This is a genomic window from Polynucleobacter sp. HIN8, from assembly GCF_030297615.1.
GTDB lineage: Bacteria > Pseudomonadota > Gammaproteobacteria > Burkholderiales > Burkholderiaceae > Polynucleobacter.
Genome location: NZ_AP028139.1, coordinates 1,264,177 through 1,287,732, shown reverse-complemented (window position 1 = coordinate 1,287,732; position 23,556 = coordinate 1,264,177). Strand labels below are relative to the sequence as shown.

The following is a 23,556-nucleotide window of genomic DNA, read 5'->3' as shown; positions in this document are numbered from 1 at the left end:
ATTGTAAAACGCTTAGGTATCTTGGAGATCTTCTGGGGGTATCTCAAGGGGTCCGCGCCCAGCATAGCGATCGAGATACAGATATATGACAGGGGTGATGAACAAGGTCACAAATTGTGACAAGATCAAACCGCCGACGACGCTAATACCAAGGGGTTGGCGTAGTTCAGCGCCAGCACCAAGGCCGAGCGCAATCGGCAAGGCGCCCATAATTGCAGCGAGGGTGGTCATCATGATGGGGCGAAAGCGCAAGATGCATGCGGTCCGAATAGCCTCCGTTGGGCTCATTTTTTGTTTACGTTGCGCGTCAAGGGCGAAGTCAATCATCAAGATGGCATTTTTCTTGACAATGCCAATCAGCATCAAAATACCAATCGTGGCAATGATGGTGAGTTCCATCCCAAACATCCATAAAGAGAGGAGGGCACCAATGGCCGCGGACGGTAAGCCAGCCAAAATGGTAATGGGGTGAATGTAGCTCTCATAGAGCACCCCAAGCAGAATATAAATTACTGCTAGCGCAGCAATAATCAGGACAAATTGCCCAGTTTGATTGCCTTTAAAGACTTTGGCGTCGCCTCCGTAGCTAGTAATGATGGAGGGCGGTAAGTTAATTTCTTTTACATACTTTTCAATCTTGTCAGTCGCTTCACCTAAAGCCACATCAGGCGCCAAGTTAAATGACAGAGTCACGGCTGGGATTTGGCCCTGATGGTTAACCGCAGTCGGGCCAATGGTGCGCTTGAAACTTGCGAGACTCGATAACGGAATTAACTGATTGGTCGCGCGGCCCCGCAAGAACACTTTGTTGAGATCGGTCTCAAACTGGCGTTGATCCTCTGCTGTCTCTAAAATAACGTAATAGGTATTGACGCTTGTATAAATGGTGGAGACCTGGCGCTGCCCAAAGGCGTTATACAAAGCTTGACGAATATCCGCGATCGTAACCCCTGCTTGTGCCGCTTTATCACGATTAATATCAATTTGTACGTTTAGACCTTTCATTTGCGAGTCAGAGGTGACGTCCCTAAAGATTGGATCAACTCGTAATTTCTCGAGCAATTTCTCTGACCACTCATTCACCCCCTCAAAACCAACGCTTTGCAGAGTAAATTGATAGCGACTTTTACTGGATCGTCCACCGAGTTGTAAATTTTGGATGGGGCGCATAAACACTTGCAAACCTGGAACGTCCCTGAACTTTGCACGCAGACCCTCAAGAACTTTGGTCATGGATTCGCGTTCATCGCGTGGCTTGAGAACAATAAAAAAGCGACCCGTATTACTACCTGCACTAAGCCCACCACCTAATATGGAAACAAAATTTGCGACATTCGGATCGTTTGCCACGATCTGTGCAGCACGGTCTTGTAACTCCAGCATGGCCTTGAAAGAAATATCTTGATCCGCCTCGGTCGTTGCAGTGATCTGGCCAATATCTTCCTCGGGAAAGAATCCCTTTGGCGTATAGACAAACATGGCAATTGTGATAACGAAGGTAGCCACTGCTAGCCACAAGACTTGTTTACGCTTTTGTAAGGCAATATCCAAATAATGCACATAGGTCTTTTGCGTCCACTCAAACCAACGATCAAAGTGACGATTGATTGCAAACTCGCGAGCATGCTGTCCAGGTTTGGGCAGGTAGCGGCTGCAGAGCATAGGCACCAAGGTGAGTGAGACCACCGCCGACACTACGATCGCCAAGGAGACGACCACCGCAAACTCACGGAATAAAAGACCGATTGGACCTTCCATGAAGAAGATGGGAATAAAAACAGCTACCAAGGAAAGTGAAATGGAGAGAATGGTGAACCCAACCTCGCGACTGCCTTTGAGGGCAGCTTTTAACGGACTCATGCCCTGATCGACATAGCGTACGATATTCTCTAAGACCACAATAGAATCATCAACCACTAAGCCCACCGCCAAGGTAATCCCCAAGAGCGATACGTTATCTAAGCTGTAGCCCATGAAATAGAGCAAGAAGAAGGCGCCAATCAGAGAAATTGGCAAACTCAGCGAGGGGATTACCGTTGCAGAAATATGCTTCAGAAACAGAAAGATCACTAAGACCACTAAGGCAACGGTAAGTCCTAACGTCAAATTGACATCATGAATCGCCTCACGAATGGATAAGGAGCGATCATTGATCAGTGTGAGCTTAATCGAGGCGGGTAATTGCTTCTCAAATTCCGGAATCATCGCCTTGACGGCATCCACTACTTTGACCGTATTGGCATTGGGCTGGCGCTGAATCGCAAGTGCAATCGATCGTTCACCGTTGGTCGTAGATAGAGTGCGAACGTTCTCATAACTCTCAACCACCTCGGCCACATCGCGCAGATAGATGGGTAAACCATTCTTTTGAGCAACCACGAGGTTGGCAAAATCCGCAGCACTCACTAATTGTTTATTGGCATAGATGGTGAGTAGTTGCCGTGGGCCCTCTAAAACACCCACGGGGGTATTGGAGTTCGCTTTATTGATGGCGATCGAGAGATCTTCCATCGTGAGGTTATGTGTAGCCAAAGAGTCTGGTCTGGCTTGCACGCGGATGGCATAACGTTTAATGCCATACACAATAATTTGAGCCACTCCATCAATCGTGGAGAGCGTTGGAGAGATTAAGTTTTCAGCGTAATCATTGAGCTCGGATAAATCCATTGATGGCGAGGTCATACCGATGATAAGAACCGGTGCATCGGCAGGGTTGACCTTGCGATAGGAGGGCGGTACGGTCATCTCGATTGGCAGACGGCGCTGAGCGCGCAATAGTGCAGCCTGAACATCGACCGCGGCTTTATCAATATCGCGATCGTTATTAAATTCGAGGGTGATATTGGTTGTACCTAAAAAATTGGTTGAGCTAATCACCGTAATGCCATCAATGGTGGAGAACTCTTTCTCAAGCGGCAGAGCAACCGAGGACGCCATATTTTCGGGAGAGGCTCCTGGTAAGGATGCCGATACGGAAATTACCGGTGTATTAAAGCTGGGTAATGCTGCAACGGGAATGCGGGTGTATGCGATAGCGCCGGCAAAGACCGTCACCACCGAGAGCAAAACGGTCATGACAGGCCGTCGGATACAAAGCTCAGAGAGCGTCATTTTTTATCAGCGGGTTTAGATTCAGGCTTGGGGGCTTCAGCAGGCTTTTGAGCAGCAGCGGACTTACTCTCTCGTATTTTGGTGCCAGGGCGTAGATTTTGTTTACCCTCAATCACCACGCGTTCACCAACCTCAACGCCGGTGATCGCAGCCTTGCCCTGATACTCATAGCTGACCTTGATGGGTTTGAGGCTCACCTTATCCTCTGCACCCACCACATAAATAAATCGACCGCGGGGATTAATCACCACCGCTTGGGACGGAACCAGAATGGCATCCTTTAAGGTGTTGGCTTCTAGCTTAACCCGGGCAAACTGCCCTGGTAATAAGAGGCGCTTGTCATTGGCAATCTGAGCCTTGACACGAACCGCCCCAATCGCTGGATCCACCTGGTTATCAATCACTAAGACCTTACCTTCAAAAACCTGAGTGCGGTTGTCACCCACCGTCACCGATACCTTTAAGTTGGCAGAATCGGTTTGCATCAACAGCGGTATATTGTCTTCGCCCACAATAAATTGCACATTGATCGGATCTAATTGCGTAATGGTGACCATCGCACCCAAAGCAGTGGTCGCGGTGGAGCTGGAGGCTGTGGTCACAATATTACCCGGCGCTACCAAGGAGCCAGGGAATACATTAATGATGCCCGCACGCCCATCAATCGGTGCGCGAATGTAATCAAAGGAGAGTTGCACCTCGGCCGCGCGCGCAGACGCTGCAGCGGATTTAGCATTGGCTTCAGCCGTATCTAAGCCCGCTTTAGAAATAAAGTTTTGAGCCACTAATTCTTTAGCACGTTGCAACTGTCGTTGTGCATCGTCGGCTACGGCTTTGGCTTTATCGTAATTGGCGCGGTCATTGCGATCGTCTAAGGTGAAGAGCAGTTGCCCCTTCTTCACCTCTTGACCTTCTTTAATATGAATCTCTTTGACCACATTGGTGACCTGAGGTCGGACATCCACGATGTTATTAGCCACAATCGTGCCGGTCGATTCAATAATGATGGGGATGTCTTGTTTCTCGAGAAGGGCAGTGGTAACTGTTTGGATTCCACCACGTTTACTTTCGGGTGGGAAAAAATGATCGTAAGCTTTATTGCCTGCATAAATTAAGACCACAATTGCAACAACCCACCATTTGCGCTTAATTAGAAACGCCACAAATTGCTTGAGATCGATTTTTTGGAGCCGGTTGACCAATTGGCGACCCCACGCCGTAATGGTCTGCTTGATGCGGGCAATAAAGGATGGAGGTTTGGTCACGGCACTAGTCTAAATTGCTTTGCGATTGATCGAGTTAAAGCATTCTCTCATATGCCCAAGCGGGGCGCCCATCAGTTATTGGATAAAAAGGCCTCCACACCTTGATTGGCGAGTTGATCTGCTAGTTCATTTCCGGGGTGGCCATTGTGGCCGCGGACCCAATGCCACGCAATCTCATGCTGGGGTAATAGGGCATCGAGCTCTTGCCAAAGATCGACATTCTTGACCGGGGATTTATCAGCAGTCTTCCAGCCACGCGCTTTCCAGCCAGAGAGCCACTCGCTGACCCCTTTTTGGACGTATTGGGAGTCGGTATAGAGATCAACGACGCTCGGCTGCTTGAGCGCCTTGAGGGCATGGATTACCGCACTGATTTCCATTCGATTGTTGGTGGTATCGGGTGCGCCGCCATGCAAGTGTTTTTCGTGTTCACCAGATCGCAATACCACCCCCCAGCCACCTGGACCAGGATTGCCTTTGCAGGCACCATCGGTATAGATCGTGATGTGGGGTTTACTCATACGCTCTTTATACCTCCTCGGTAACTTTGTGGGAAGTTTGCTGAGCAGCCGGGTTGAGTTGTGGAAGCGCCAAAGCTTGTTTAGGAACTCGCCCCACCAAACGGGTGCCCGGGTGGCGCTTAATGGCCGAGATTAAAAATACGGAGCCAAAGATTGGCCACCAGCGATTCCCCATTTTTTCGAGGAATGCCATGCGGGTCATATTTTTCTCTTTGCGCAACGGTAGGCGATAGCACGCAAAGTGACCACGGTCGAGGGAGTAGTCGAGCAACTTCAACCAATCCTTTACACGCAACAAACTTAGGAACTGACCCTCACGCGGCAAATAATTTTTACCAATCAAGCGACCGGCATATTGCCGCAAGCCCCAAAGGCTCGCTGGATTAAAGCCCGAGATCACAACACGGCCCTCGGGCATTAAGACGCGATCGACCTCGCGCAGAATCTGGTGCGGGTCTTGGGCAAATTCCAAGACATGGGGCAGAACCACTAAATCAATGGATTGATCGGCAAATGGTAATTCTTCCGGAATCCCTTCAATCGGTTGATAGGGCAGATCGCCATCGGCTTTCGCAATCCTATGGGGAAGTAGCATCAGTTTCAAAGAAATCCGATTTTCTGCGAGGGTGTTGATTTGCGGTAACCCAATTTGCAAGGCGTAATAGCCAAATACATCGACAACCGCTTGATTGAAGAGCTCTTGCTCCGATTGGAGAATGTATTGTCCCGGAGGCGATTGCAGCCACGTCTCCCACGAACTCTCAGGCGGAGTATCGGTCTGCACGTTCGGTGGGGTCGTTGGTATCATAGACAGATTATCTTGTGTCCTAAGGTGTTGCCATGGTTTCAAATTCCTTATTGCAAGTGTGGCCCATACCTGCGTTTACCGACAACTACATTTGGTGCATTCACGATCAACAGTCGGCTATTTTGGTTGACCCTGGTGAAGCAAAGCCGGCAATTGACTACCTTACTCAACAGAATCTGCGCCTTACCGGAATTCTAATCACTCATTACCATGCTGACCATATCGGCGGATTACCAGAGATCCTCGCGTGGGCAACTCAACATGGATTCTTGGTACCGGTGTATGGCCCCGCTGGCGAGGATATTGCCTTACGCAGTCACGCGCTCTTTGAGGGGGATGCCGTGGCATTTGATGCGCCGAAGATCCAGCTCCAGGTTCTTGAGGTTCCAGGCCATACCTTAGGCCATATTGCCTATGTAGCGCGTAGCGAAGCGAACGCTGGACAAACCCCAAAGTTATTTTGTGGCGATACGCTCTTTGCCTCAGGATGTGGACGCCTCTTTGAAGGAACGCCTACCCAGATGTCGAGTTCGTTGGCAAAATTCTTGGCCTTGCCTCCCGATACCTTGGTGTACTGCACCCACGAGTACACCTTATCGAATATTCGTTTCGCACTTGCGGTCGAGCCAGATAATTCAGCTTTAATTGAGTGGTCCCAAGCGGCCGATGCCATGCGCAAACGCAATCAACCCACGCTCCCCACCACGATTGCGCATGAGAAGCGGGTCAATCCATTTATGCGATGTGATCAAACTCCGGTGATTGCCGCCGCACGCGCTCAAATTGGTCAAGATCTTAAAAGCCCCGCTGAGGTTTTGGCAGTCGTGCGGGCATGGAAGGATCGGTTCTAAGATGATGCGTCGTTTGCTTCTTCTCATCGGAAGTGCAGCCATTCTGGTCTTGAGTGGTTGTGCTAGTACCTCACCCGAGTGGTCCTCCTCGAGTGCTGATACTCGGCGTGATCCACGTGCTGCTAAAGCCCCACGTGTAGACCTCAGTAAACAATCGGTGAGCAATCTCATGGCCCCCTCAAATGATCTGTGGGCCCAGATTCGTCAGGGCTTTCAGTTGCCTGAGCTCGATAGCCCTTTGGTTGAGAAACAAACCCAATGGCTTGTCAATCGTCCAGACTATGTGAATCGCTCAATGGCGCGTTCTTCACGCTACCTCTTTTATATTGTTGAAGAGGTCAACCGCCGCAACATGCCCACTGAGATCGCGCTCTTGCCGTTTGTTGAGAGCGCTTTCAATCCAGAGGCTAAGTCAACAGCCAAGGCGATGGGAATTTGGCAGTTCATGCCGAGAACCGGTCAAGACTTTAAGTTAACGCAGAATGTATTTCGGGATGAGCGCCGCGATGTATTGCAATCAACGAATGCAGCACTGGATTATCTACAGCGACTCTATAAACAATTTGGGGATTGGCAATTGGCTCTGGCTGCATACAACTGGGGCGAGGGGAATGTTGCTCGGGCGATTAAACGCAATCAAGCGCTGCGCAAGCCCACTGATTACGAAAGCCTCACCATGCCTCGCGAGACCCGTGAGTATGTGCCGAAGTTAATGGCATACAAAAATATTGTGCAAAATCCGGGGGTGTACAACATCGTATTGCCCGAGCTTGAGAACCATCCGTATTTTGTGGCGATTGATGTGACTCGTGATATTGATGTGGATGTTGCTGCCCAATTGGCCGAGATGTCCCTAGAGGACTTTCGTAATCTCAACCCCGCATTTAATAAACCTGTGATCTTGGCGGCTGCCGATCAGCAAATGCTTTTGCCATTTGCACGTGCTGAACTTTTTCAGATGAACTTAGCAAGCTATACGAAGCCCTTGTCATCGTGGACTGCATTGAAGGTCACCAAAAGCGAGACCCCTGAACAATTGGCAACCCGACTGGCTTTAAATCCTGAGACCATTCGCGACGTGAATAATATTCCTCGTGGTATGCGGATTCGGGCAGGATCAACCGTTTTAATCCCGAAACCCCCAGGAAAAGAGTCGGATATTCCGCAATATCTAGCTGACCATGGTCAGTTAAAGCTTGATCGAACAGCTCCCGCCAAACCGAAGGCCAGTAAGCCATCTCAGGCGAGCGCCAATGCTAAAACCACCCCGAAGAAGGCCACCAATTCCAAGACTGCCAGCACTCAGCAAAAATCCCCATCGACAAACACCACAAAATCAGCGAAAACAGGAAGTAATTCTGGCTCTGGAGTGAACGCCAGTGTAAAAACGGCTCCTTAATTCGAAGCCATTGATTATTTTGTTGTGAAGGGAATGCAGGATGAGTATTGGCTACAAATCATTTCATGAGAACTCAATTCGGGATCCAAAAGCATTTTGGTCCGAGCAGGCTAAATTAGTTGATTGGCATCAGCCGTTTTCACAAGTCCTCGATTACTCTAAACCACCTTTTGCCAAGTGGTTTGTTGGTGGACAAACCAATCTTTGCCATAACGCAGTTGATCGGCATTTAAAGGATCGTGCATCGCAAATCGCATTGGTTGCGGTCTCCACTGAAACCAATCAAGAGCATGCCTATACATTTCTTGAGTTGCATGATGAAGTCAATCGGATGGCTGCGATCTTGCAAGCCAACGGCGTAAAAAAAGGGGATCGTGTCCTGATTTACATGCCGATGATTGCGCAAGCCTGTTTTGCGATGCTCGCATGCACCCGCATCGGTGCCATTCATTCAGTAGTATTTGGTGGATTTGCATCGCATAGTTTGGCCTCACGCATTGATGATGCGAAGCCGAAGATGATCATTACTGCAGAAGCTGGTATGCGCGGTGGTAAGGCAGTCCCTTATAAGCCGCTCCTCGATGAAGCGATCACGCTATCAACTGCCAAACCTGAAAAAGTGTTGATTGTGAACCGAGGCCTCTCTGAGTTCACCACTGTGGCCAATCGCGATTTGGATTACGCCACTGAGCGTGAGAAACATCTCAATACCAAGGTCCCTGTCGAGTGGGTTGATGCAACGCATCCATCCTATATTTTGTATACCTCGGGTACCACTGGTAAACCCAAAGGTGTGCAACGCGATACGGGAGGTTATGCGGTGGCACTGGCAAGCTCGATGCGCCTCATCTTTGGCGGTAATCCGGGAGAGACCATGTTTACCACCTCGGATATTGGCTGGGTGGTAGGGCATAGCTACATTATTTATGGGCCACTCATTAATGGCATGGCGACCATCATGTACGAGGGCACGCCGCTGCGACCCGATGCGGGTATTTGGTGGAGCTTGGTTGAGAAGTACAAGGTATCGGTGATGTTCTCAGCCCCTACGGCGGTCCGGGTTCTCAAGAAACAAGACCCAGCGTTTCTGAGCAAATACAACCTATCGACTCTCCGTACCCTGTTCTTGGCTGGCGAACCACTTGATGAACCAACGGCTTCATGGATTCATGATGCGCTGAAGAAACCCGTTGTAGATAACTATTGGCAGACCGAGACCGGATGGCCGATCTTAGCCATTCAACGAGGCGTTGAGGTCATGCCGCATAAATTTGGCTCACCAGGCGTGCCGGTCTATGGTTACAACATGAAGCTCCTCGATGAAGCAACGGGTGCCGAGTTGGGTCCAGATCAAAAGGGCGTGGTTGCCATCGAGGGACCATTACCACCCGGATGCATGCAAACCGTATGGGGTGATGATCAGCGCTTTATCAAAACCTACTGGGAGACCGTGCCTGGCAAGATGGTGTATTCCACCTTTGATTGGGCAATTAAAGACAAGGATGGTTACTTCTTTATCTTGGGTCGAACGGATGATGTGATTAACGTTGCTGGACACCGATTGGGTACTCGTGAGATTGAAGAGAGTATTTCAAGTCATTCGAATGTGGCTGAAGTCGCAGTCGTTGGCGTGGAAGATCAACTTAAGGGACAAGTAGCCATTGGTTTTGTGATTGCAAAAGATCCAAGCAAAACCACTAATATGGAAGCGGAGGTCATGAAGACCGTTGATTCGCAATTGGGTGCGGTTGCAAGACCCGCGCGGGTGTATTTGGTGAGTGCATTACCAAAGACGCGTTCGGGCAAAATTGTGCGACGCGCATTGCAAGCAGTTGCGGAAGGACGTGATCCTGGTGATATCAGCACGATGGAAGATCAATCGGTTCTAGCGCAGATCAAACAGGTGATTGGAAAGTAGCCGGGCAAAGTAAACGGTTTTGCGTGAAGGCAGGGTGAGGGGCAGAGAACTGGTATCATTACGACTATCAGTAACTAATAATTTGCCCTAGCGCTTAAAGACACTTACCTCCCCGCAATTTCGCCTCGGGTTTGTCTTTTGGGGCAAAAAGTGTTGGACGGCAACAGGGTATTGGAGATTGTTTGTCGCCCTTGCTTCCTTCCTTTCCCCCCGCCGTTTTAGCACTTGCTGATGGCTCCATTTTTTCTGGTCAAAGTATTGGCGCCCCTGGCGAAACGAGTGGTGAGGTGGTATTTAATACTGCGCTAACCGGTTATCAAGAAATCATCACCGATCCGAGTTATGCGCGTCAGTTAGTGACCTTAACCTATCCGCATATCGGTAATGTAGGTGTCAATGCCCAAGATGCGGAGTCAGCAAAAATCTATGCAGCGGGCCTCATCATTAAAGACCTATCGGCACGTGTTTCAAATTTCCGAGCTGAAGATAGTCTTGATCATTATTTACGTGCTGCCAAAGTTCCTGGTATTGCTGGCATTGATACCCGTAAGCTAACCCGTCTGTTGCGTGATCGAGGAGCGCAATCGGGCGCAATCGTGGCTGGCAAGATCGGTGATGATGTGGATGCCCTCGCACAGCGCGCTTTAACTTTAGCCAAAGCATTCTCAGGAATGGCAGGCCTTGATCTTGCGCAAGTGGTTACCACCCCAAAACCCTATGAGTGGCAAGAAGGGGAGTGGCAGTTGCACGGTGAGCATGGCAAACCGGCATTTAGAGTGATGAAGAACCTAAGTAAGCGAGTTGTCGCTTATGACTTTGGTGTCAAGCGTAATATTCTGCGCATGTTGGCTGAGCGTGGATGTGCACTCACGGTCGTGCCTGCCAAGACCCCCGTGGCTGAAGTCTTGGCTTTAAAACCCGATGGCGTATTTTTATCCAATGGCCCTGGTGACCCCGAGCCGTGTGATTACGCGATCAGTGCTGCACAAACCGTCATTAGCAAAAACATCCCAACCTTTGGTATTTGTTTAGGTCATCAGATCATGGGCTTAGCTGCCGGTGCGAAGACCTTGAAGATGAAGTTTGGGCACCACGGCGCCAATCATCCTGTGAAAGACTTAGATAGCGGTCGTGTCGCGATCACGTCACAAAACCATGGCTTTGCAGTCGACGCAAAGACCTTACCGGCTGATTTACGGGTCACACACATCTCCTTGTTTGATGGATCCTTGCAAGGCTTAGCTTGGAAAGATAAACCAGCGTTTTGTTTTCAGGGGCATCCAGAAGCCTCGCCAGGTCCTCATGACATTGCCTATTTGTTTGATCGCTTCATGCACCTCATGAATGCTGCTGGTCAAGGAGCGCGTTGATGCCAAAGCGGACTGACATTCAGAGCATTTTGATCATCGGCGCCGGTCCGATTGTGATTGGGCAAGCTTGCGAGTTTGATTATTCGGGTGCACAAGCGTGTAAAGCCTTACGCGAAGAGGGCTATCGCGTCATTCTGGTAAACAGTAATCCTGCGACCATCATGACCGATCCGGAGATGGCGGATGTGACCTATATCGAGCCGATTACTTGGGAAGTCGTTGAGCGCATTATTGCCACCGAGAAGCCCGATGCCATATTGCCCACCATGGGCGGCCAGACCGCACTGAACTGCGCCCTCGATTTACATCGCCATGGCGTTCTTAAAAAATACAACTGTGAACTCATCGGTGCCTCTCCCGAAGCGATTGATAAAGCGGAGGATCGTCAGAAGTTCAAAGATGCAATGACCAAAATTGGTTTGGGATCGGCCAAGTCGGGGATTGCGCACTCGATGGAAGAGGCGATTACCGTGCAGCAACGCATTCAGGCAGAAACGGATAGCTCAGGATTCCCGGTAGTGATTAGACCTTCCTTCACGATGGGTGGATCGGGCGGTGGCATTGCGTACAACCGTGAAGAGTTTGAAGAGATTTGCAAACGCGGTCTGGATCTGTCGCCGACTCGAGAGCTTTTGATTGAAGAGTCCCTCTTGGGCTGGAAAGAGTTTGAGATGGAAGTGGTGCGTGATCGTGCCGATAACTGCATCATTGTTTGCTCGATTGAGAACTTAGACCCGATGGGTGTACATACCGGGGATTCGATCACGGTGGCGCCCGCACAAACGCTGACCGATAAAGAGTATCAAATCATGCGTAATGCCTCAATCGCAGTCTTGCGCGAGATTGGGGTGGATACCGGTGGATCGAACGTGCAGTTCTCAATTAATCCGGTTGATGGGCGCATGATTGTGATTGAGATGAACCCACGGGTGTCGCGTTCATCCGCGCTTGCATCGAAGGCCACAGGCTTTCCAATTGCCAAGGTTGCTGCCAAATTAGCCGTGGGCTATACCTTAGATGAGTTGCAAAACGATATTACGGGTGGTGCCACGCCGGCATCGTTTGAGCCCAGTATCGATTATGTGGTGACTAAGATCCCACGCTTTGCCTTTGAGAAGTTCCGTGAAGCCGATCCACGCTTAACCACCCAAATGAAATCGGTTGGTGAGGTCATGGCGATTGGCCGGACCTTCCAAGAGTCATTCCAAAAAGCTTTGCGCGGTCTTGAGGTGGGTGTCGATGGTCTCGATGAGAAATCGACCGACCTCGAAGACATCATTGCTGAGATCGGTGAGCCAGGTCCAGATCGGATTTGGTATGTGGCTGATGCCTTCCGTATGGGCATGGGAATTGATGAGGTTTACGAAGAGACCAAAATTGATCCATGGTTCTTGGAGCAAATTGAAGAACTGGTGGAAATTGAGAATGCGGTGAAAGAGCATTCCTTGACAAGCCTCAGTGCGGCAGAGATCCGGTTCTTAAAGCAAAAAGGATTTGCGGATCGACGCTTAGCAAAATTATTAAAGACCGATGCGACGGCAGTGCGTCAAACTCGGCATCGTCATGGCGTATTCCCCGTGTATAAGCGAGTCGATACCTGCGCAGCCGAGTTTGCGACCAATACGGCTTACATGTACTCCACCTACGAAGCCGAGCATGGTGAGTGCGAGTCACAGCCCACGCAGCGCGAGAAGATCATGGTGCTCGGTGGTGGGCCCAACCGGATTGGCCAGGGCATTGAGTTTGATTATTGCTGCGTGCATGCAGCGCTTGCGATGCGCGATGATGGTTACGAGACCATCATGGTGAACTGCAATCCAGAAACCGTGTCGACCGACTACGACACATCCGATCGCTTGTATTTTGAGCCCCTCACCTTAGAGGATGTGCTCGAGATTGTGGCTAAGGAGAAACCCAAGGGCGTGATTGTGCAATACGGCGGCCAGACCCCACTGAAGCTTGCTTTGGATCTTGAGGCCAATGGTGTCCCGATTATTGGCACCTCGCCCGACATGATTGATGCTGCTGAGGATCGGGAGCGCTTCCAGAAGCTCTTGCATGACCTTCAATTGCGTCAACCGCCCAATCGCACCGCGCGTGCTGAGGATGAAGCTCTTAAGCTTGCGCAAGAAATTGGCTATCCCTTAGTGGTTCGTCCTTCCTATGTATTAGGTGGTCGGGCGATGGAGATCGTGCACGATGGCCGTGACCTCGAGCGATATATGCGCGAGGCCGTGAAGGTTTCCAATGACTCACCCGTTTTGTTGGATCGTTTCTTAAACGATGCGATTGAGTGCGATGTGGATTGCATTTCTGATGGAAAGCGCGTGTTTATTGGTGGCGTGATGGAACATATTGAACAAGCAGGTGTGCATTCAGGCGACTCTGCGTGCTCATTACCGCCATACTCCTTATCGAAAGAGACCGTTGCCGAGCTCAAGCGTCAAACCGCTGCGATGGCGAAGGGTCTGAATGTGGTTGGTCTAATGAACGTGCAATTTGCCATTCAGCAAAACGACGGTAAAGACACCATCTTTGTTCTCGAGGTCAATCCTCGTGCATCACGCACCGTGCCCTATGTATCAAAAGCAACTGGCTTACAGTTAGCGAAGATTGCCGCGCGCTGCATGGTCGGTCAAAGTCTTGATCAGCAGGGCATTATGGAGGAGGTGATTCCTCCGTACTACTCGGTTAAAGAGGCGGTGTTCCCATTTAATAAGTTCCCAGGCATTGATCCAATCTTAGGTCCGGAGATGCGCTCCACCGGTGAGGTGATGGGTGTTGGTAAAACCTTTGGTGAAGCCTTATTCAAATCACAATTAGCAGCGGGGATTAAATTGCCCAAGAGCGGTAATGTGGTGCTAACAGTGAAAGATAGTGATAAGCCACTTGCCGTTATGGTGGCCAAGCTCTTGCACGAGATGGGCTTTCCGATGGTTGCTACCAAAGGTACTGCTGCGGCCATTGCTGCAGCGAATATTCCGGTATCGGTGGTGAATAAAGTCAAAGAGGGCCGTCCGCATATTGTCGATATGATTAAAAACGGTGAGATCACCTTGGTCTTTACAACCGTTGATGAAACCCGTAATGCGATTGCGGACTCTCGCTCGATTCGAACCACGGCACAGGCTAACGGTGTGACCTACTACACCACGATTAGTGCAGCTCGTGCGGTGATGGAAGGGATGCGTGCGAAGGACTTGCTCGAGGTTTATTCCTTACAGAATTTACATATTTCGCTTAGCTAGTCTAAAATCGAGCCTGATCGATTTTAAGGTTGAGCAGTATGAGTACAAACACGATTCCGATTACCAAGCATGGTGCTGAGCTCTTGAAGGAAGAGCTCACGCGCTTAAAGCATGTGGAACGCCCAGCAGTAATCAATGCGATTGCTGAAGCGCGCGCCCAGGGCGATCTCTCGGAGAACGCAGAGTACGATGCCGCCAAAGAGAAGCAGGCGTTTATTGAAGGTCGCATTAAAGAGCTCGAGACCAAATTATCTGCCGCACAAATTATTGACCCTGCATTACTTGAGGCAGAAGGTCGTGTCGTTTTTGGGGCCACCGTTGAACTCGAAGACCTTGATGACGGCAAAAAAATGAGCTATCAAATTGTGGGTGATGATGAGGCCGACATTGCTGCTAATAAGATCTCGATCAGCTCCCCCATTGCCCGCGCCTTAATTGGTAAAGAAGAGGGCGATGTGGTCACCGTTCAAGCCCCTGCGGGCGCCCGAGAAGTCGAGATTCTCTCGGTTCGTTACATCTAGTTATATAAAAATATAATCTCTCCCCGAATTTGTTATACTTTGGTATAACTTATTCGGAGGGCGTATGCATACTAATTTAAGAAGGGTTGGAGGTTCAGTGATGCTGACAGTGTCCCCGGTTTTCCTTAAAGAACTTCAGATTGCGTGTGGATCAACCGTTGATGTCGCTCTGGTGGAAGGGCAATTGGTCGTACGACCTGTTACTAAGCCTCAATATGCACTCGCTGATTTATTAGCGCAGTGCGATCCAAAAGCAAAAATGCCAAGCGAGGATCGGCAGTGGCTGGATAGCTCCCCTGTAGGTAATGAGATTCTGTAATGAAGCGAGGTGATATTTATTTGGTATCTCTTGATCCAACGGCTGGTCATGAGCAAAAAGGGTATCGACCTGTATTGGTCGTGTCACCAGCACCGTTTAATCAACTAACCAAGACCCCAATTGTTGTGCCGATTTCAACTGGCGGACAGTTTGCCCGGGTTGCAGGGTTTGCAGTCGAGCTGGTTGGAACTAAAACCACAGGGATTGCTCGCTGCGATCAACCTCGCACCCTAGACCTCGTGGCGCGTAAAGCAAAACGCGTTGAGACCGTGTCTTCGGCAGTTATCGATGATGTTTTGGCTAAACTGGCAACCTTAGTCACTTAGTTTGCACGATGCAACACGATTCCACTTCGCACCAAATTGCGCAACGCCTGTTCTTCTTTGTCAGTAGCCTTTGGGTTGGTAGTCTAATTACCGTCGGCTATTTGGTTGCACCTACTTTGTTTGCGACCCTCACCGATCGTCAAGTGGCCGGTATGGTGGCTGGCGCGATCTTTCAGGTGGAAGCGTATGTAAGTCTGGTGCTCTGTGTGGCGCTGCTGGTCTTAGCAAACCTCTTGGTAAGTCGTGGATTACAAGCCTATCGTGCGATTCGTTGGATTCTACTTGCGATGCTTGTGTGTGCTGCGCTTGGTAGCTTCGTACTGATGCCCTGGATGGAGAACTTACGCGAGAATGCCTTGTTGCAAGGCATGCCAGTGATGTATTCCGCTTCTGCGAGTTTGTTTGCTACCTTGCACGGTATCTCAAGCAGTGTTTTCTTAGTGCAAAGTCTCTTGGGTCTTTATTTGGTTTGGCGATTAACCCAAAGCCGCTTTTTTGGGGCTCGCTAAGCGAGTCTTGCGGCGCTTTGGTTTGCTGCTGCTGGCCACGGCTGCTTTTTTAAAGCCAACTCGCGAACCATTGCTGCGTTGATTAGTGCGTGCAGTTTGATAGGCGCGCGCCACCTTCTTGGAGGGAACAGATTTCTCAGGTTTTGATTCCATCGGTCGCCACACCACGAGGAGTTTGCCAATGTGCTGAATCGGAGCAGCGCTCAGGTCATCGCAAATGGATTCGTACATCGCAATGCGGGCATCGCGATCATCACCGAGTACGCGGATCTTAATGAGACCATGGCTCGATAGGGCGCGATCAATTTCTTTACGAACTGCTACGGTGAGACCATCGTTCCCAATCATGACAACGGGATTAAGGGCATGGGCTTTAGCGCGCTGGGCCTTACGTTGCGTTGGAGTTAGTGAGAGAGCAGTCATGCCTGCATCATAGAGGATTTCTGGGTTGTGATCGAAAACAAGGACAATGCTGTTTGTGGCAAAGAACAAGTTCAATAAAAATTGGTTGCACGATCATGTCAATGATCCGTACGTTAAGCTCGCGCAGAAAGAGGGCTATCGTGCGCGTGCGGCCTACAAACTCTCCGAGATCGATGAGCAGGATCATTTGATTCGGGCGGGTATGACCGTGGTCGATTTAGGCAGCACCCCAGGTAGCTGGAGTCAATACATTCGTAATCGTTTAGTGCAGCTTCGCAAAAACCCCACACCCGAGACCGCTGGTAAGCCCGATGGTTGCATCATCGCCATTGATCTCTTGCCGATGGAACCCGTAGCCGATGTCACCTTCATTTTGGGTGACTTTCGAGAGGAGGAGGGCTTGCGAGCACTCGAAGCGGCATTGCCACCAGAAGCAAACGGCAAAGTCGATTTAGTGCTTTCCGATATGGCACCCAACCTCTCTGGTGTCGGTGTGGCCGATGCAGCGCGGATGGCAAATCTCGCAGAGCTTGCCTTGGAGTTTGCCAAAGAGCATCTGAAACCCGATGGAGCGTTGTTGATTAAGTGCTTTCATGGCAGTGGCTATAGCCAAATAGTTGAGGCCTTTAAGGGGGTATTTAAGACCGTTTCTCCCCGTAAACCCAAGGCCTCTCGGGATAAATCCTCTGAAACCTTTCTGCTAGGCCGCTATTTAAAGTAGGTCAAATCGCACAGATTGGCCCCAAAACATAGAAAACCCAGCTTTTTTAGGATAAATTAGACCTCCAACCCTTGAATTTCAACGGGAGTAGAATCAAATACATAGGGTGAGGTTTGGTTCTTGGCCCCGATAACTCCCGGATTGATCCGGCAAAGGTATATTTTGAATAACAATATGTTCCAAAAAGTGGGTGTATGGCTCATCGTTGGCCTGGTTCTATTCACTGTATTTAAGCAGTTTGATAAACCTCGCACGCAAGATCAGGTCACGTATTCCCAATTTATGGATGACGCCAAGGCTGGCAAGATTAAGCGCGTCGATGTGCAAGGCCGTACCTTGCAGATTACCCCAGTCGATGGCAATAAATACTCGATCATCTCCCCAGGCGATATCTGGATGGTAGGCGATCTCATGAAATACGGTGTTCAGGTTACCGGTAAGACCGAAGATGAACCGAACCTGTTGGTCTCTGCACTGTATTACTTAGGTCCGACTTTATTAATCATCGGCTTTTGGTTCTTCATGATGCGCCAGATGCAAGGTGGCGGTAAGGGTGGCGCGTTCTCCTTTGGTAAATCCAAGGCACGTCTCATCGATGAGAACAGCAATTCAGTGACCTTTGCGGACGTTGCGGGTTGCGATGAAGCCAAAGAGGAAGTATTTGAGATTGTTGACTTCCTTAAAGATCCGCAAAAGTTTCAGAAGCTTGGTGGCCGTATCCCACACGGTGTGCTCTTAGTCGGCCCCCCTGGAACCGGTAAGACTTTATTGGCCCGTGCAATTGCAGGCGAAGCCAAAGTGCCATTTTTCTCCATCTCAGGCTCTGACTTCGTCGAGATGTTTGTAGGCGTTGGTGCTGCACGCGTGCGCGATATGTTCGAGAACGCTAAAAAGCATGCACCTTGCATCATCTTCATTGATGAGATTGATGCGGTCGGTCGTCATCGCGGTGCCGGCATGGGTGGCGGTAACGATGAGCGCGAGCAAACCTTAAACCAAATGCTCGTCGAGATGGATGGCTTTGAGACCAATAGCGGTGTGATCGTCATTGCTGCGACCAACCGTTCGGATGTGCTGGATCGCGCTTTACTGCGTCCTGGCCGTTTTGATCGCCAAGTGCATGTGGGCTTACCTGACATTCGGGGTCGTGAACAAATCCTGCGCGTGCATATGCGCAAGGTCCCCATCAACTCTGATGTGGATCCAGCAGTCTTAGCACGTGGAACCCCAGGGTTCTCGGGCGCGGACTTGGCTAACTTGGTTAATGAAGCTGCTCTGTTTGCAGCGCGTCGCAGTAAGCGTGCAGTCGATATGCAAGACTTTGAAGATGCTAAAGACAAGATCTACATGGGTCCTGAGCGCAAGTCGGCGGTGATGCGCGAGGAAGAGCGTCGCAACACGGCTTATCACGAGTCGGGTCATGCGGTGGTGGCAAAGATGCTACCCAAGGCTGACCCGGTGCATAAGGTCACGATCATGCCGCGCGGTATGGCCCTCGGTGTAACCTGGCAGTTGCCGGAGTTTGATCGGGTGAACTTGTATAAAGATCGTATGCTTGAGGAGTTGGCCATCTTGTTTGGTGGCCGTGCGGCTGAAGAGGTGTTCTTGGGTTCGATGAGCACCGGTGCATCGAATGACTTTGAGCGCGCTACCAAAATGGCCCGTGATATGGTGACCCGTTATGGCATGAGCGATAGCTTAGGCACGATGGTGTATGTGGATACCGAACAAGACAGCATGTTTGGTCGCATGAACAGTAAGACCGTATCCGAGCTCACCCAACAAAAGGTGGATGCTGAGATCCGGACCTTAATTGATAGTCAATACGCGCTCGCAAAGAAGATCCTTGAGCAGAACCGTGACAAGGTAGAAGCCATGGTCACCGCACTCTTAGAGTGGGAGACGATTGATTCTGAGCAGATCAATGACATCATGGCTGGGCGCCCACCCAAACCTCCAAAGCCAGTCACCGCGACTGCGTTTGGTAATTCCGCGGGCGGCGGTACCCAGGGTCCTGCAGCAGGTAGCGCACCCGCAACCGCGTAAGTATGCTGTATTCATCCTCGCCCGTGGCATGGCGCTGCGGGCGTTTTCTTTTTGAGTTCCCCTCCGATCAACACAAACGTCCATTGGTGATGGGCATCCTCAATGCCACGCCGGATTCATTCTCGGATGGCGGGCGTTTTTATCAACGGGACGCAGGGCTTGCGCAGGCCGAGAAAATGCTTGCCGCCGGTGTTGACATCATTGATATTGGTGGTGAGTCAACTCGACCAGGAGCGCAACCCGTTGGCTTGCAAGAGGAGCTCGATCGAGTTCTACCTGTTATCGAAGCCCTTAAAGATTGCGGGGTTGCGTTATCGATTGATACCTACAAGCCACAAACCATGCAAGCAGCCCTTGCCATGGGCGTTGATTGCGTCAATGACATTTGGGCCTTACGACAAGCAGGTGCAGTGGATGTTGTGAAGTCAACCCAATGTGGCATCGTATTGATGCATATGCAACGTGATCCACAAACCATGCAATTTGATCCCAATTACGAACACGTTGTTCAAGAAGTGCAAGCATTTTTATTGGAGCGCGCCGCGATCATTGAAGAGGCGGGCATTGATCCACAACGTATTGCCATCGATCCGGGTTTTGGGTTTGGTAAGAGCCTCGAGCACAACTATCAGTTATTGGCGCATATGGACGCGTTTGTTGAACATGGCTACCCGGTCCTAGCAGGTCTATCACGCAAGTCCATGCTGGGCAAGGTCACCAATCTTGAGGTCGGCGAGCGTCTGCTCCCGAGTATTGCTGCAGCCATCTTAGCCGTGGAGCGCGGCGCCATGATTGTGCGCACCCATGATGTCCCCGAGACCGTAAGTGCACTGCAGGTTTGGCAGGCCACGCGAGAGCAAAGTACCTAAGTTTTATAATGAATTATGACTAAAAAATATTTTGGGACCGATGGCATTCGAGGGGAAGTTGGTGTGCCACCGATTGTCCCGGAGTTTATGTTGCGCCTCGGTTACGCCACTGGCATGGTACTTAAGCGCCATGGCAAAGCGAATGAGCGTCAACGCATCCTAATTGGTAAAGACACACGGGTCTCAGGTTATCTTCTCGAAGCCGCCTTAGAGTCTGGGTTCTCGGCTGCCGGGGTTGATGTGACCCTCTGTGGACCGATGCCAACACCTGGGGTCGCTTATCTCACCAAAGCACTGCGCCTATCTGCTGGAGTGGTGATCTCTGCGTCGCATAACCCCTATCACGATAACGGCATCAAGTTTTTTAATGGCAAGGGCGACAAGTTCGCCGATGCGACGGAGCTTGAGATTGAGGCGGAGCTCGAGAAACCGATGGGCTGTGTCAGCTCCGACAAAATTGGCAAGGCATTTCGTTTGGATGACGCCGCAGGGCGCTATATTGAGTTTTGCAAATCCACTTTTCCACAAGACCTTAATCTCAAAGGATTGAAGATTGTGGTCGATTGCGCCAATGGTGCTGCCTATCACACTGCACCGCCAGTATTTCATGAGCTCGGTGCTGAGGTGATTACGATTGGGGTGGAGCCGAATGGCAAAAACATTAATGATCATTGTGGTGCAACCGCACCCGCTGCGCTGATTGCCAAAGTGAAGGAAGTCAATGCCAATATTGGTATAGCGCTCGATGGTGATGCCGATCGCCTACAAATGGTTGATCAAAGCGGGCGCCTATTTAATGGTGATGAGCTCCTCTACATCTTGGCTAAAGATCGCTTAGAGCAAGGCAAGGCGATGGGTGGAGTGGTTGGCACCCTAATGACGAACTTGGCGATTGAAGTTGCTATTAAGAACCTAGGTCTTGGATTTGAGCGAGCGAAGGTCGGAGACCGCTACGTACTTGAACTCTTGCAAGCCAAGCAGTGGGTCATTGGTGGAGAGGGCTCAGGGCATCTCTTATGCCTTGATCAACACAGCACCGGCGATGGCACGATTGCAGCTCTGCAAGTACTCGCAGCGATGCAACAAAAGCAACAATCCCTCAACGAATTGCTAGATGGCATCACCATCTATCCACAAGTGCTCATCAATGTGAAGACCAATGCAAACTACGAATGGCAAGCCGATCACAAGCTCAATGCGATGGTCAGTAAGGTCGAGGAAAGCTTAATTGGTAAGGGCAGGGTTCTAATCCGACCCTCAGGTACCGAGCCGGTCCTGCGCATCATGGTCGAAGCCAATCAGCAAAGCTTGGCACAGGCAAGTGCCGAGGCAATCGCAAACGAAGTAAAGGTTTCCTGAAGTTAAATTAATTGATTGATAACTTGTGCGGCGCATCAAGCTATTGTCATATTCGTTTGTTAGACTGAACTATCTTCATTTAACGCGAGGTGTCACATGAAAAAGCCGTCAGCAGCCGCTAAGAAAGCAAAAGCACAGGAGTTATTTACCCTTTCTCACAAATTATTAGATGCTGCCAAACAACTAAGTGAGCATCATGCAGCAGAGCTTCGCTATAACATGCAGCAAGCGATGGAGGCTGCCAAGACTGCTGCTCAAAAGGATATGACTAAATTGCAGGCAATGCAGAAGAAAGCAGCAGCCGATGCAGCTAAGCGAATGAGTGTCTATCAGAAGAAGGTTAAGGCAATCCTGAAAGATATTGGCAACGAAGCAGCCGATGGTGCTGAAAAGCATTTTGATCGTGCTCGTGATGCCATTAGTGACTGGATCAAAGAGGCTGATAAAAAAATTCCAATGGGCGGTGAAAAGCTTGCGAAGGTCGTTCGTGAGGTATCTGATGCGGGCGCTAAAGTATTTAAAGAGGGGCGCAAAGCAGTAGAGGATGCAATTGATTCAGCCGAAAAGAACCTGCATACAATTGCTAAAAAAACAAGTAAAACGATACGATCAAAAGCACCAATAAAAAGAACGACTACCGTCAAAAAATTAGTTCCGAGGAAATCCTCTAAACCTACAAAAAAGGTCGATGCAGGTCCAGTTGGAAATGGTTCAGAAAAACAGTCTCTTTAATTACTTCAGAGAGTTAGGCTAGAAAATTTTGCTAGCCCCTTGATTTATTTGATTTTTTCCAGAAACCTTTTTTAGTTTATTGTCACGAAAGCGTCATATTTCCTAATTATTGTTAAGTATCGCGTTGTGCGAGAACCATTTAAAGGAACATAAATGACGATTACTTTGAAAAAAGCCCTAGCTGTAGCGGCTCTTTCTTTCACCACCGCTAGTTTTGCTCCTGCCGCCTTTGCTGCAGACATCACTGGAGCGGGTGCAACATTCCCATATCCAATTTATGCCAAGTGGGCAGAAGCTTATAAAGCACGCACTGGCAATGGTTTGAACTATCAATCAATCGGCTCTTCAGGCGGTATCAAACAAATTAAAGCCAAGACTGTAGACTTTGGTGCATCCGATGCCCCAGTGAAGTTTGAAGATCTACAGGCCGATGGATTGGTTCAGTTCCCAGCAATTATCGGCGGAGTAGTTCCAGTAGTTAACATTGATGGAATCAAGCCAAACCAACTCCGTTTAGACGGCCAAACCTTGGCCGATATTTTTCAGGGAAAGATTTCGAACTGGAACGACAAGCGGATTGCTGATTTGAATCCCGGCGTTAAATTACCTTCAGCTGATATCACGGTAGTTCACCGCGCTGACGGTTCAGGTACGACCGCTATTTTCACTGACTACTTGGCTAAAGTAAGCGCAGACTGGAAATCAGCTGTTGGTGCAGGTGCTGCTGTGAAGTGGCCTGCTGCTTCATCGGTTGGCGGTAAAGGTAACGAAGGGGTTGCTGCCAACGTGAATCGTATAAAAAATTCGATTGGTTACGTTGAATATGCATACACCAAAAAGAACAACATGCCAACGATCTTGATGCGAAATCCTGCTGGTCAGTTTGTTGCTGCCGATGACCTAACGTTTGCTGCCGCAGCTGCTGGTACCGATTGGGCAAAGATTCCTGGTATGGGTGCTTACATCACCAATGCTCCAGGTGCAACTTCATGGCCAATTTCTGGTGCGTCATTCATTCTGATGTATAAGGAGCCAGGTAATAAAGCGCGCTCTGCTGAAGTGTTAAAGTTTTTTGACTTCGCATTTAAAGAGGGTAAGAAGATGGCTGCTGAATTGGACTATGTACCAATGCCTGACGCAACCACTGACTTTATTCGTAAGAGCGTTTGGTCGCAGATTAATACCAAATAATGTTGCTCACACTACGTTGTGTATAAATCAGCTCTATGTAAATAGAGCT

The 23,556-nt window shown here is 49.8% G+C and carries 20 protein-coding genes; 15 read left to right on the top strand and 5 right to left on the bottom strand.

All coding sequences use genetic code 11. The features are described from left to right. Positions 1-12 precede the first annotated feature (12 nt). The 4 genes from QUE65_RS06775 to QUE65_RS06760 form a co-directional block, all read right to left on the bottom strand. Positions 13-3,111: an efflux RND transporter permease subunit gene (locus QUE65_RS06775; RefSeq protein ID WP_286280243.1), complete on the bottom strand. Its 3,099-nt coding sequence runs from the start codon at positions 3,109-3,111 to the stop codon at positions 13-15. After that, positions 3,108-4,376, bottom strand: coding sequence for an efflux RND transporter periplasmic adaptor subunit (locus QUE65_RS06770; RefSeq protein WP_286280242.1), 1,269 nt, complete (start codon positions 4,374-4,376; stop codon positions 3,108-3,110). The genes QUE65_RS06775 and QUE65_RS06770 overlap by 4 nt, the downstream gene beginning before the upstream one ends. A gap of 71 nt (positions 4,377-4,447) precedes the next feature. Next, a complete protein-coding gene (gene rnhA / locus QUE65_RS06765; protein WP_215369163.1) occupies positions 4,448-4,897 on the bottom strand; it encodes a ribonuclease HI in 450 nt (149 codons plus the stop codon). A gap of 7 nt (positions 4,898-4,904) precedes the next feature. Beyond that, complete coding sequence (locus tag QUE65_RS06760; protein ID WP_286280237.1) at positions 4,905-5,705, bottom strand: class I SAM-dependent methyltransferase; 801 nt, start codon at positions 5,703-5,705, stop codon at positions 4,905-4,907. A gap of 32 nt (positions 5,706-5,737) precedes the next feature. Here QUE65_RS06760 and gloB point away from each other — a divergent pair, with 32 nt between their 5' ends. From gloB to QUE65_RS06715, 9 genes are all read left to right on the top strand, one after another. Continuing rightward, the gene (gene gloB / locus QUE65_RS06755; RefSeq protein ID WP_286280235.1) at positions 5,738-6,556 is read left to right on the top strand and encodes a hydroxyacylglutathione hydrolase; all 819 of its coding nucleotides are present in this window, start codon (positions 5,738-5,740) and stop codon (positions 6,554-6,556) included. Position 6,557: 1 nt separating this feature from the next. Beyond that, a complete protein-coding gene (locus QUE65_RS06750; RefSeq protein WP_353506660.1) occupies positions 6,558-7,955 on the top strand; it encodes a transglycosylase SLT domain-containing protein in 1,398 nt (465 codons plus the stop codon). A gap of 40 nt (positions 7,956-7,995) precedes the next feature. After that, complete coding sequence (locus tag QUE65_RS06745; RefSeq protein ID WP_286280234.1) at positions 7,996-9,873, top strand: propionate--CoA ligase; 1,878 nt, start codon at positions 7,996-7,998, stop codon at positions 9,871-9,873. Between the two features lie 191 nt (positions 9,874-10,064). Continuing rightward, complete coding sequence (carA, locus tag QUE65_RS06740; RefSeq protein ID WP_286282470.1) at positions 10,065-11,243, top strand: glutamine-hydrolyzing carbamoyl-phosphate synthase small subunit; 1,179 nt, start codon at positions 10,065-10,067, stop codon at positions 11,241-11,243. After that, positions 11,243-14,491, top strand: coding sequence for a carbamoyl-phosphate synthase large subunit (gene carB / locus QUE65_RS06735; protein ID WP_286280233.1), 3,249 nt, complete (start codon positions 11,243-11,245; stop codon positions 14,489-14,491). Before carA ends, carB begins: the two co-directional genes overlap by 1 nt. Positions 14,492-14,529: 38 nt before the next feature. Beyond that, the gene (greA, locus tag QUE65_RS06730) at positions 14,530-15,012 is read left to right on the top strand and encodes a transcription elongation factor GreA (RefSeq protein ID WP_215369105.1); all 483 of its coding nucleotides are present in this window, start codon (positions 14,530-14,532) and stop codon (positions 15,010-15,012) included. A gap of 100 nt (positions 15,013-15,112) precedes the next feature. Next, positions 15,113-15,331, top strand: a complete 219-nt coding sequence (locus QUE65_RS06725; protein WP_286280230.1) for an AbrB/MazE/SpoVT family DNA-binding domain-containing protein — start codon at positions 15,113-15,115, stop codon at positions 15,329-15,331. Continuing rightward, complete coding sequence (locus tag QUE65_RS06720) at positions 15,331-15,657, top strand: type II toxin-antitoxin system PemK/MazF family toxin (RefSeq protein WP_286280229.1); 327 nt, start codon at positions 15,331-15,333, stop codon at positions 15,655-15,657. The genes QUE65_RS06725 and QUE65_RS06720 overlap by 1 nt, the downstream gene beginning before the upstream one ends. A gap of 8 nt (positions 15,658-15,665) precedes the next feature. Then, positions 15,666-16,166 carry a DUF4149 domain-containing protein gene (locus tag QUE65_RS06715; RefSeq protein ID WP_286280225.1) on the top strand — a complete coding sequence of 167 codons (501 nt, stop codon included), beginning with the start codon at positions 15,666-15,668 and terminating at the stop codon, positions 16,164-16,166. Here the strand turns inward: QUE65_RS06715 and QUE65_RS06710 are convergent. Next, complete coding sequence (locus QUE65_RS06710) at positions 16,134-16,589, bottom strand: YhbY family RNA-binding protein (protein WP_286280223.1); 456 nt, start codon at positions 16,587-16,589, stop codon at positions 16,134-16,136. The two genes, QUE65_RS06715 and QUE65_RS06710, sit on opposite strands and share 33 nt — an antisense overlap. 55 nt (positions 16,590-16,644) lie before the next feature. Between QUE65_RS06710 and QUE65_RS06705 the strand changes: the two genes are divergently transcribed. From QUE65_RS06705 to pstS, 6 genes are all read left to right on the top strand, one after another. Beyond that, the gene (locus QUE65_RS06705) at positions 16,645-17,310 is read left to right on the top strand and encodes an RlmE family RNA methyltransferase (RefSeq protein ID WP_286280221.1); all 666 of its coding nucleotides are present in this window, start codon (positions 16,645-16,647) and stop codon (positions 17,308-17,310) included. A gap of 162 nt (positions 17,311-17,472) precedes the next feature. Next, on the top strand, positions 17,473-19,356 hold the full coding sequence (ftsH, locus tag QUE65_RS06700) for an ATP-dependent zinc metalloprotease FtsH (protein WP_215369083.1): 1,884 nt from the start codon (positions 17,473-17,475) through the stop codon (positions 19,354-19,356). Positions 19,357-19,358: 2 nt separating this feature from the next. Then, positions 19,359-20,225: a dihydropteroate synthase gene (gene folP / locus QUE65_RS06695; protein WP_286280218.1), complete on the top strand. Its 867-nt coding sequence runs from the start codon at positions 19,359-19,361 to the stop codon at positions 20,223-20,225. 15 nt (positions 20,226-20,240) lie between these two features. Next, positions 20,241-21,584 (top strand): phosphoglucosamine mutase, encoded by a 1,344-nt coding sequence (glmM, locus tag QUE65_RS06690; protein ID WP_286280216.1) that lies wholly within the window; start codon positions 20,241-20,243, stop codon positions 21,582-21,584. A 96-nt stretch (positions 21,585-21,680) separates the two neighbouring features. Next, positions 21,681-22,316: a hypothetical protein gene (locus QUE65_RS06685; RefSeq protein WP_286280215.1), complete on the top strand. Its 636-nt coding sequence runs from the start codon at positions 21,681-21,683 to the stop codon at positions 22,314-22,316. A gap of 153 nt (positions 22,317-22,469) precedes the next feature. Further along, the gene (gene pstS, locus QUE65_RS06680) at positions 22,470-23,507 is read left to right on the top strand and encodes a phosphate ABC transporter substrate-binding protein PstS (RefSeq protein ID WP_286280213.1); all 1,038 of its coding nucleotides are present in this window, start codon (positions 22,470-22,472) and stop codon (positions 23,505-23,507) included. Positions 23,508-23,556 lie beyond the last annotated feature (49 nt).

Coding starts and splice junctions, on each gene's coding strand:
- QUE65_RS06775 (WP_286280243.1), bottom strand. CDS start 3,111: ATGACGCTCTCTGAGCTTTGTATCCGACGGCCTGTCATGACCGTTTTG.
- rnhA (WP_215369163.1), bottom strand. CDS start 4,897: ATGAGTAAACCCCACATCACGATCTATACCGATGGTGCCTGCAAAGGC.
- QUE65_RS06760 (WP_286280237.1), bottom strand. CDS start 5,705: ATGATACCAACGACCCCACCGAACGTGCAGACCGATACTCCGCCTGAG.
- gloB (WP_286280235.1), top strand. CDS start 5,738: ATGGTTTCAAATTCCTTATTGCAAGTGTGGCCCATACCTGCGTTTACC.
- QUE65_RS06750 (WP_353506660.1), top strand. CDS start 6,558: ATGATGCGTCGTTTGCTTCTTCTCATCGGAAGTGCAGCCATTCTGGTC.
- QUE65_RS06745 (WP_286280234.1), top strand. CDS start 7,996: ATGAGTATTGGCTACAAATCATTTCATGAGAACTCAATTCGGGATCCA.
- carB (WP_286280233.1), top strand. CDS start 11,243: ATGCCAAAGCGGACTGACATTCAGAGCATTTTGATCATCGGCGCCGGT.
- greA (WP_215369105.1), top strand. CDS start 14,530: ATGAGTACAAACACGATTCCGATTACCAAGCATGGTGCTGAGCTCTTG.
- QUE65_RS06725 (WP_286280230.1), top strand. CDS start 15,113: ATGCTGACAGTGTCCCCGGTTTTCCTTAAAGAACTTCAGATTGCGTGT.
- QUE65_RS06720 (WP_286280229.1), top strand. CDS start 15,331: ATGAAGCGAGGTGATATTTATTTGGTATCTCTTGATCCAACGGCTGGT.
- QUE65_RS06715 (WP_286280225.1), top strand. CDS start 15,666: ATGCAACACGATTCCACTTCGCACCAAATTGCGCAACGCCTGTTCTTC.
- QUE65_RS06710 (WP_286280223.1), bottom strand. CDS start 16,589: ATGACTGCTCTCTCACTAACTCCAACGCAACGTAAGGCCCAGCGCGCT.
- folP (WP_286280218.1), top strand. CDS start 19,359: ATGCTGTATTCATCCTCGCCCGTGGCATGGCGCTGCGGGCGTTTTCTT.
- glmM (WP_286280216.1), top strand. CDS start 20,241: ATGACTAAAAAATATTTTGGGACCGATGGCATTCGAGGGGAAGTTGGT.
- QUE65_RS06685 (WP_286280215.1), top strand. CDS start 21,681: ATGAAAAAGCCGTCAGCAGCCGCTAAGAAAGCAAAAGCACAGGAGTTA.
- pstS (WP_286280213.1), top strand. CDS start 22,470: ATGACGATTACTTTGAAAAAAGCCCTAGCTGTAGCGGCTCTTTCTTTC.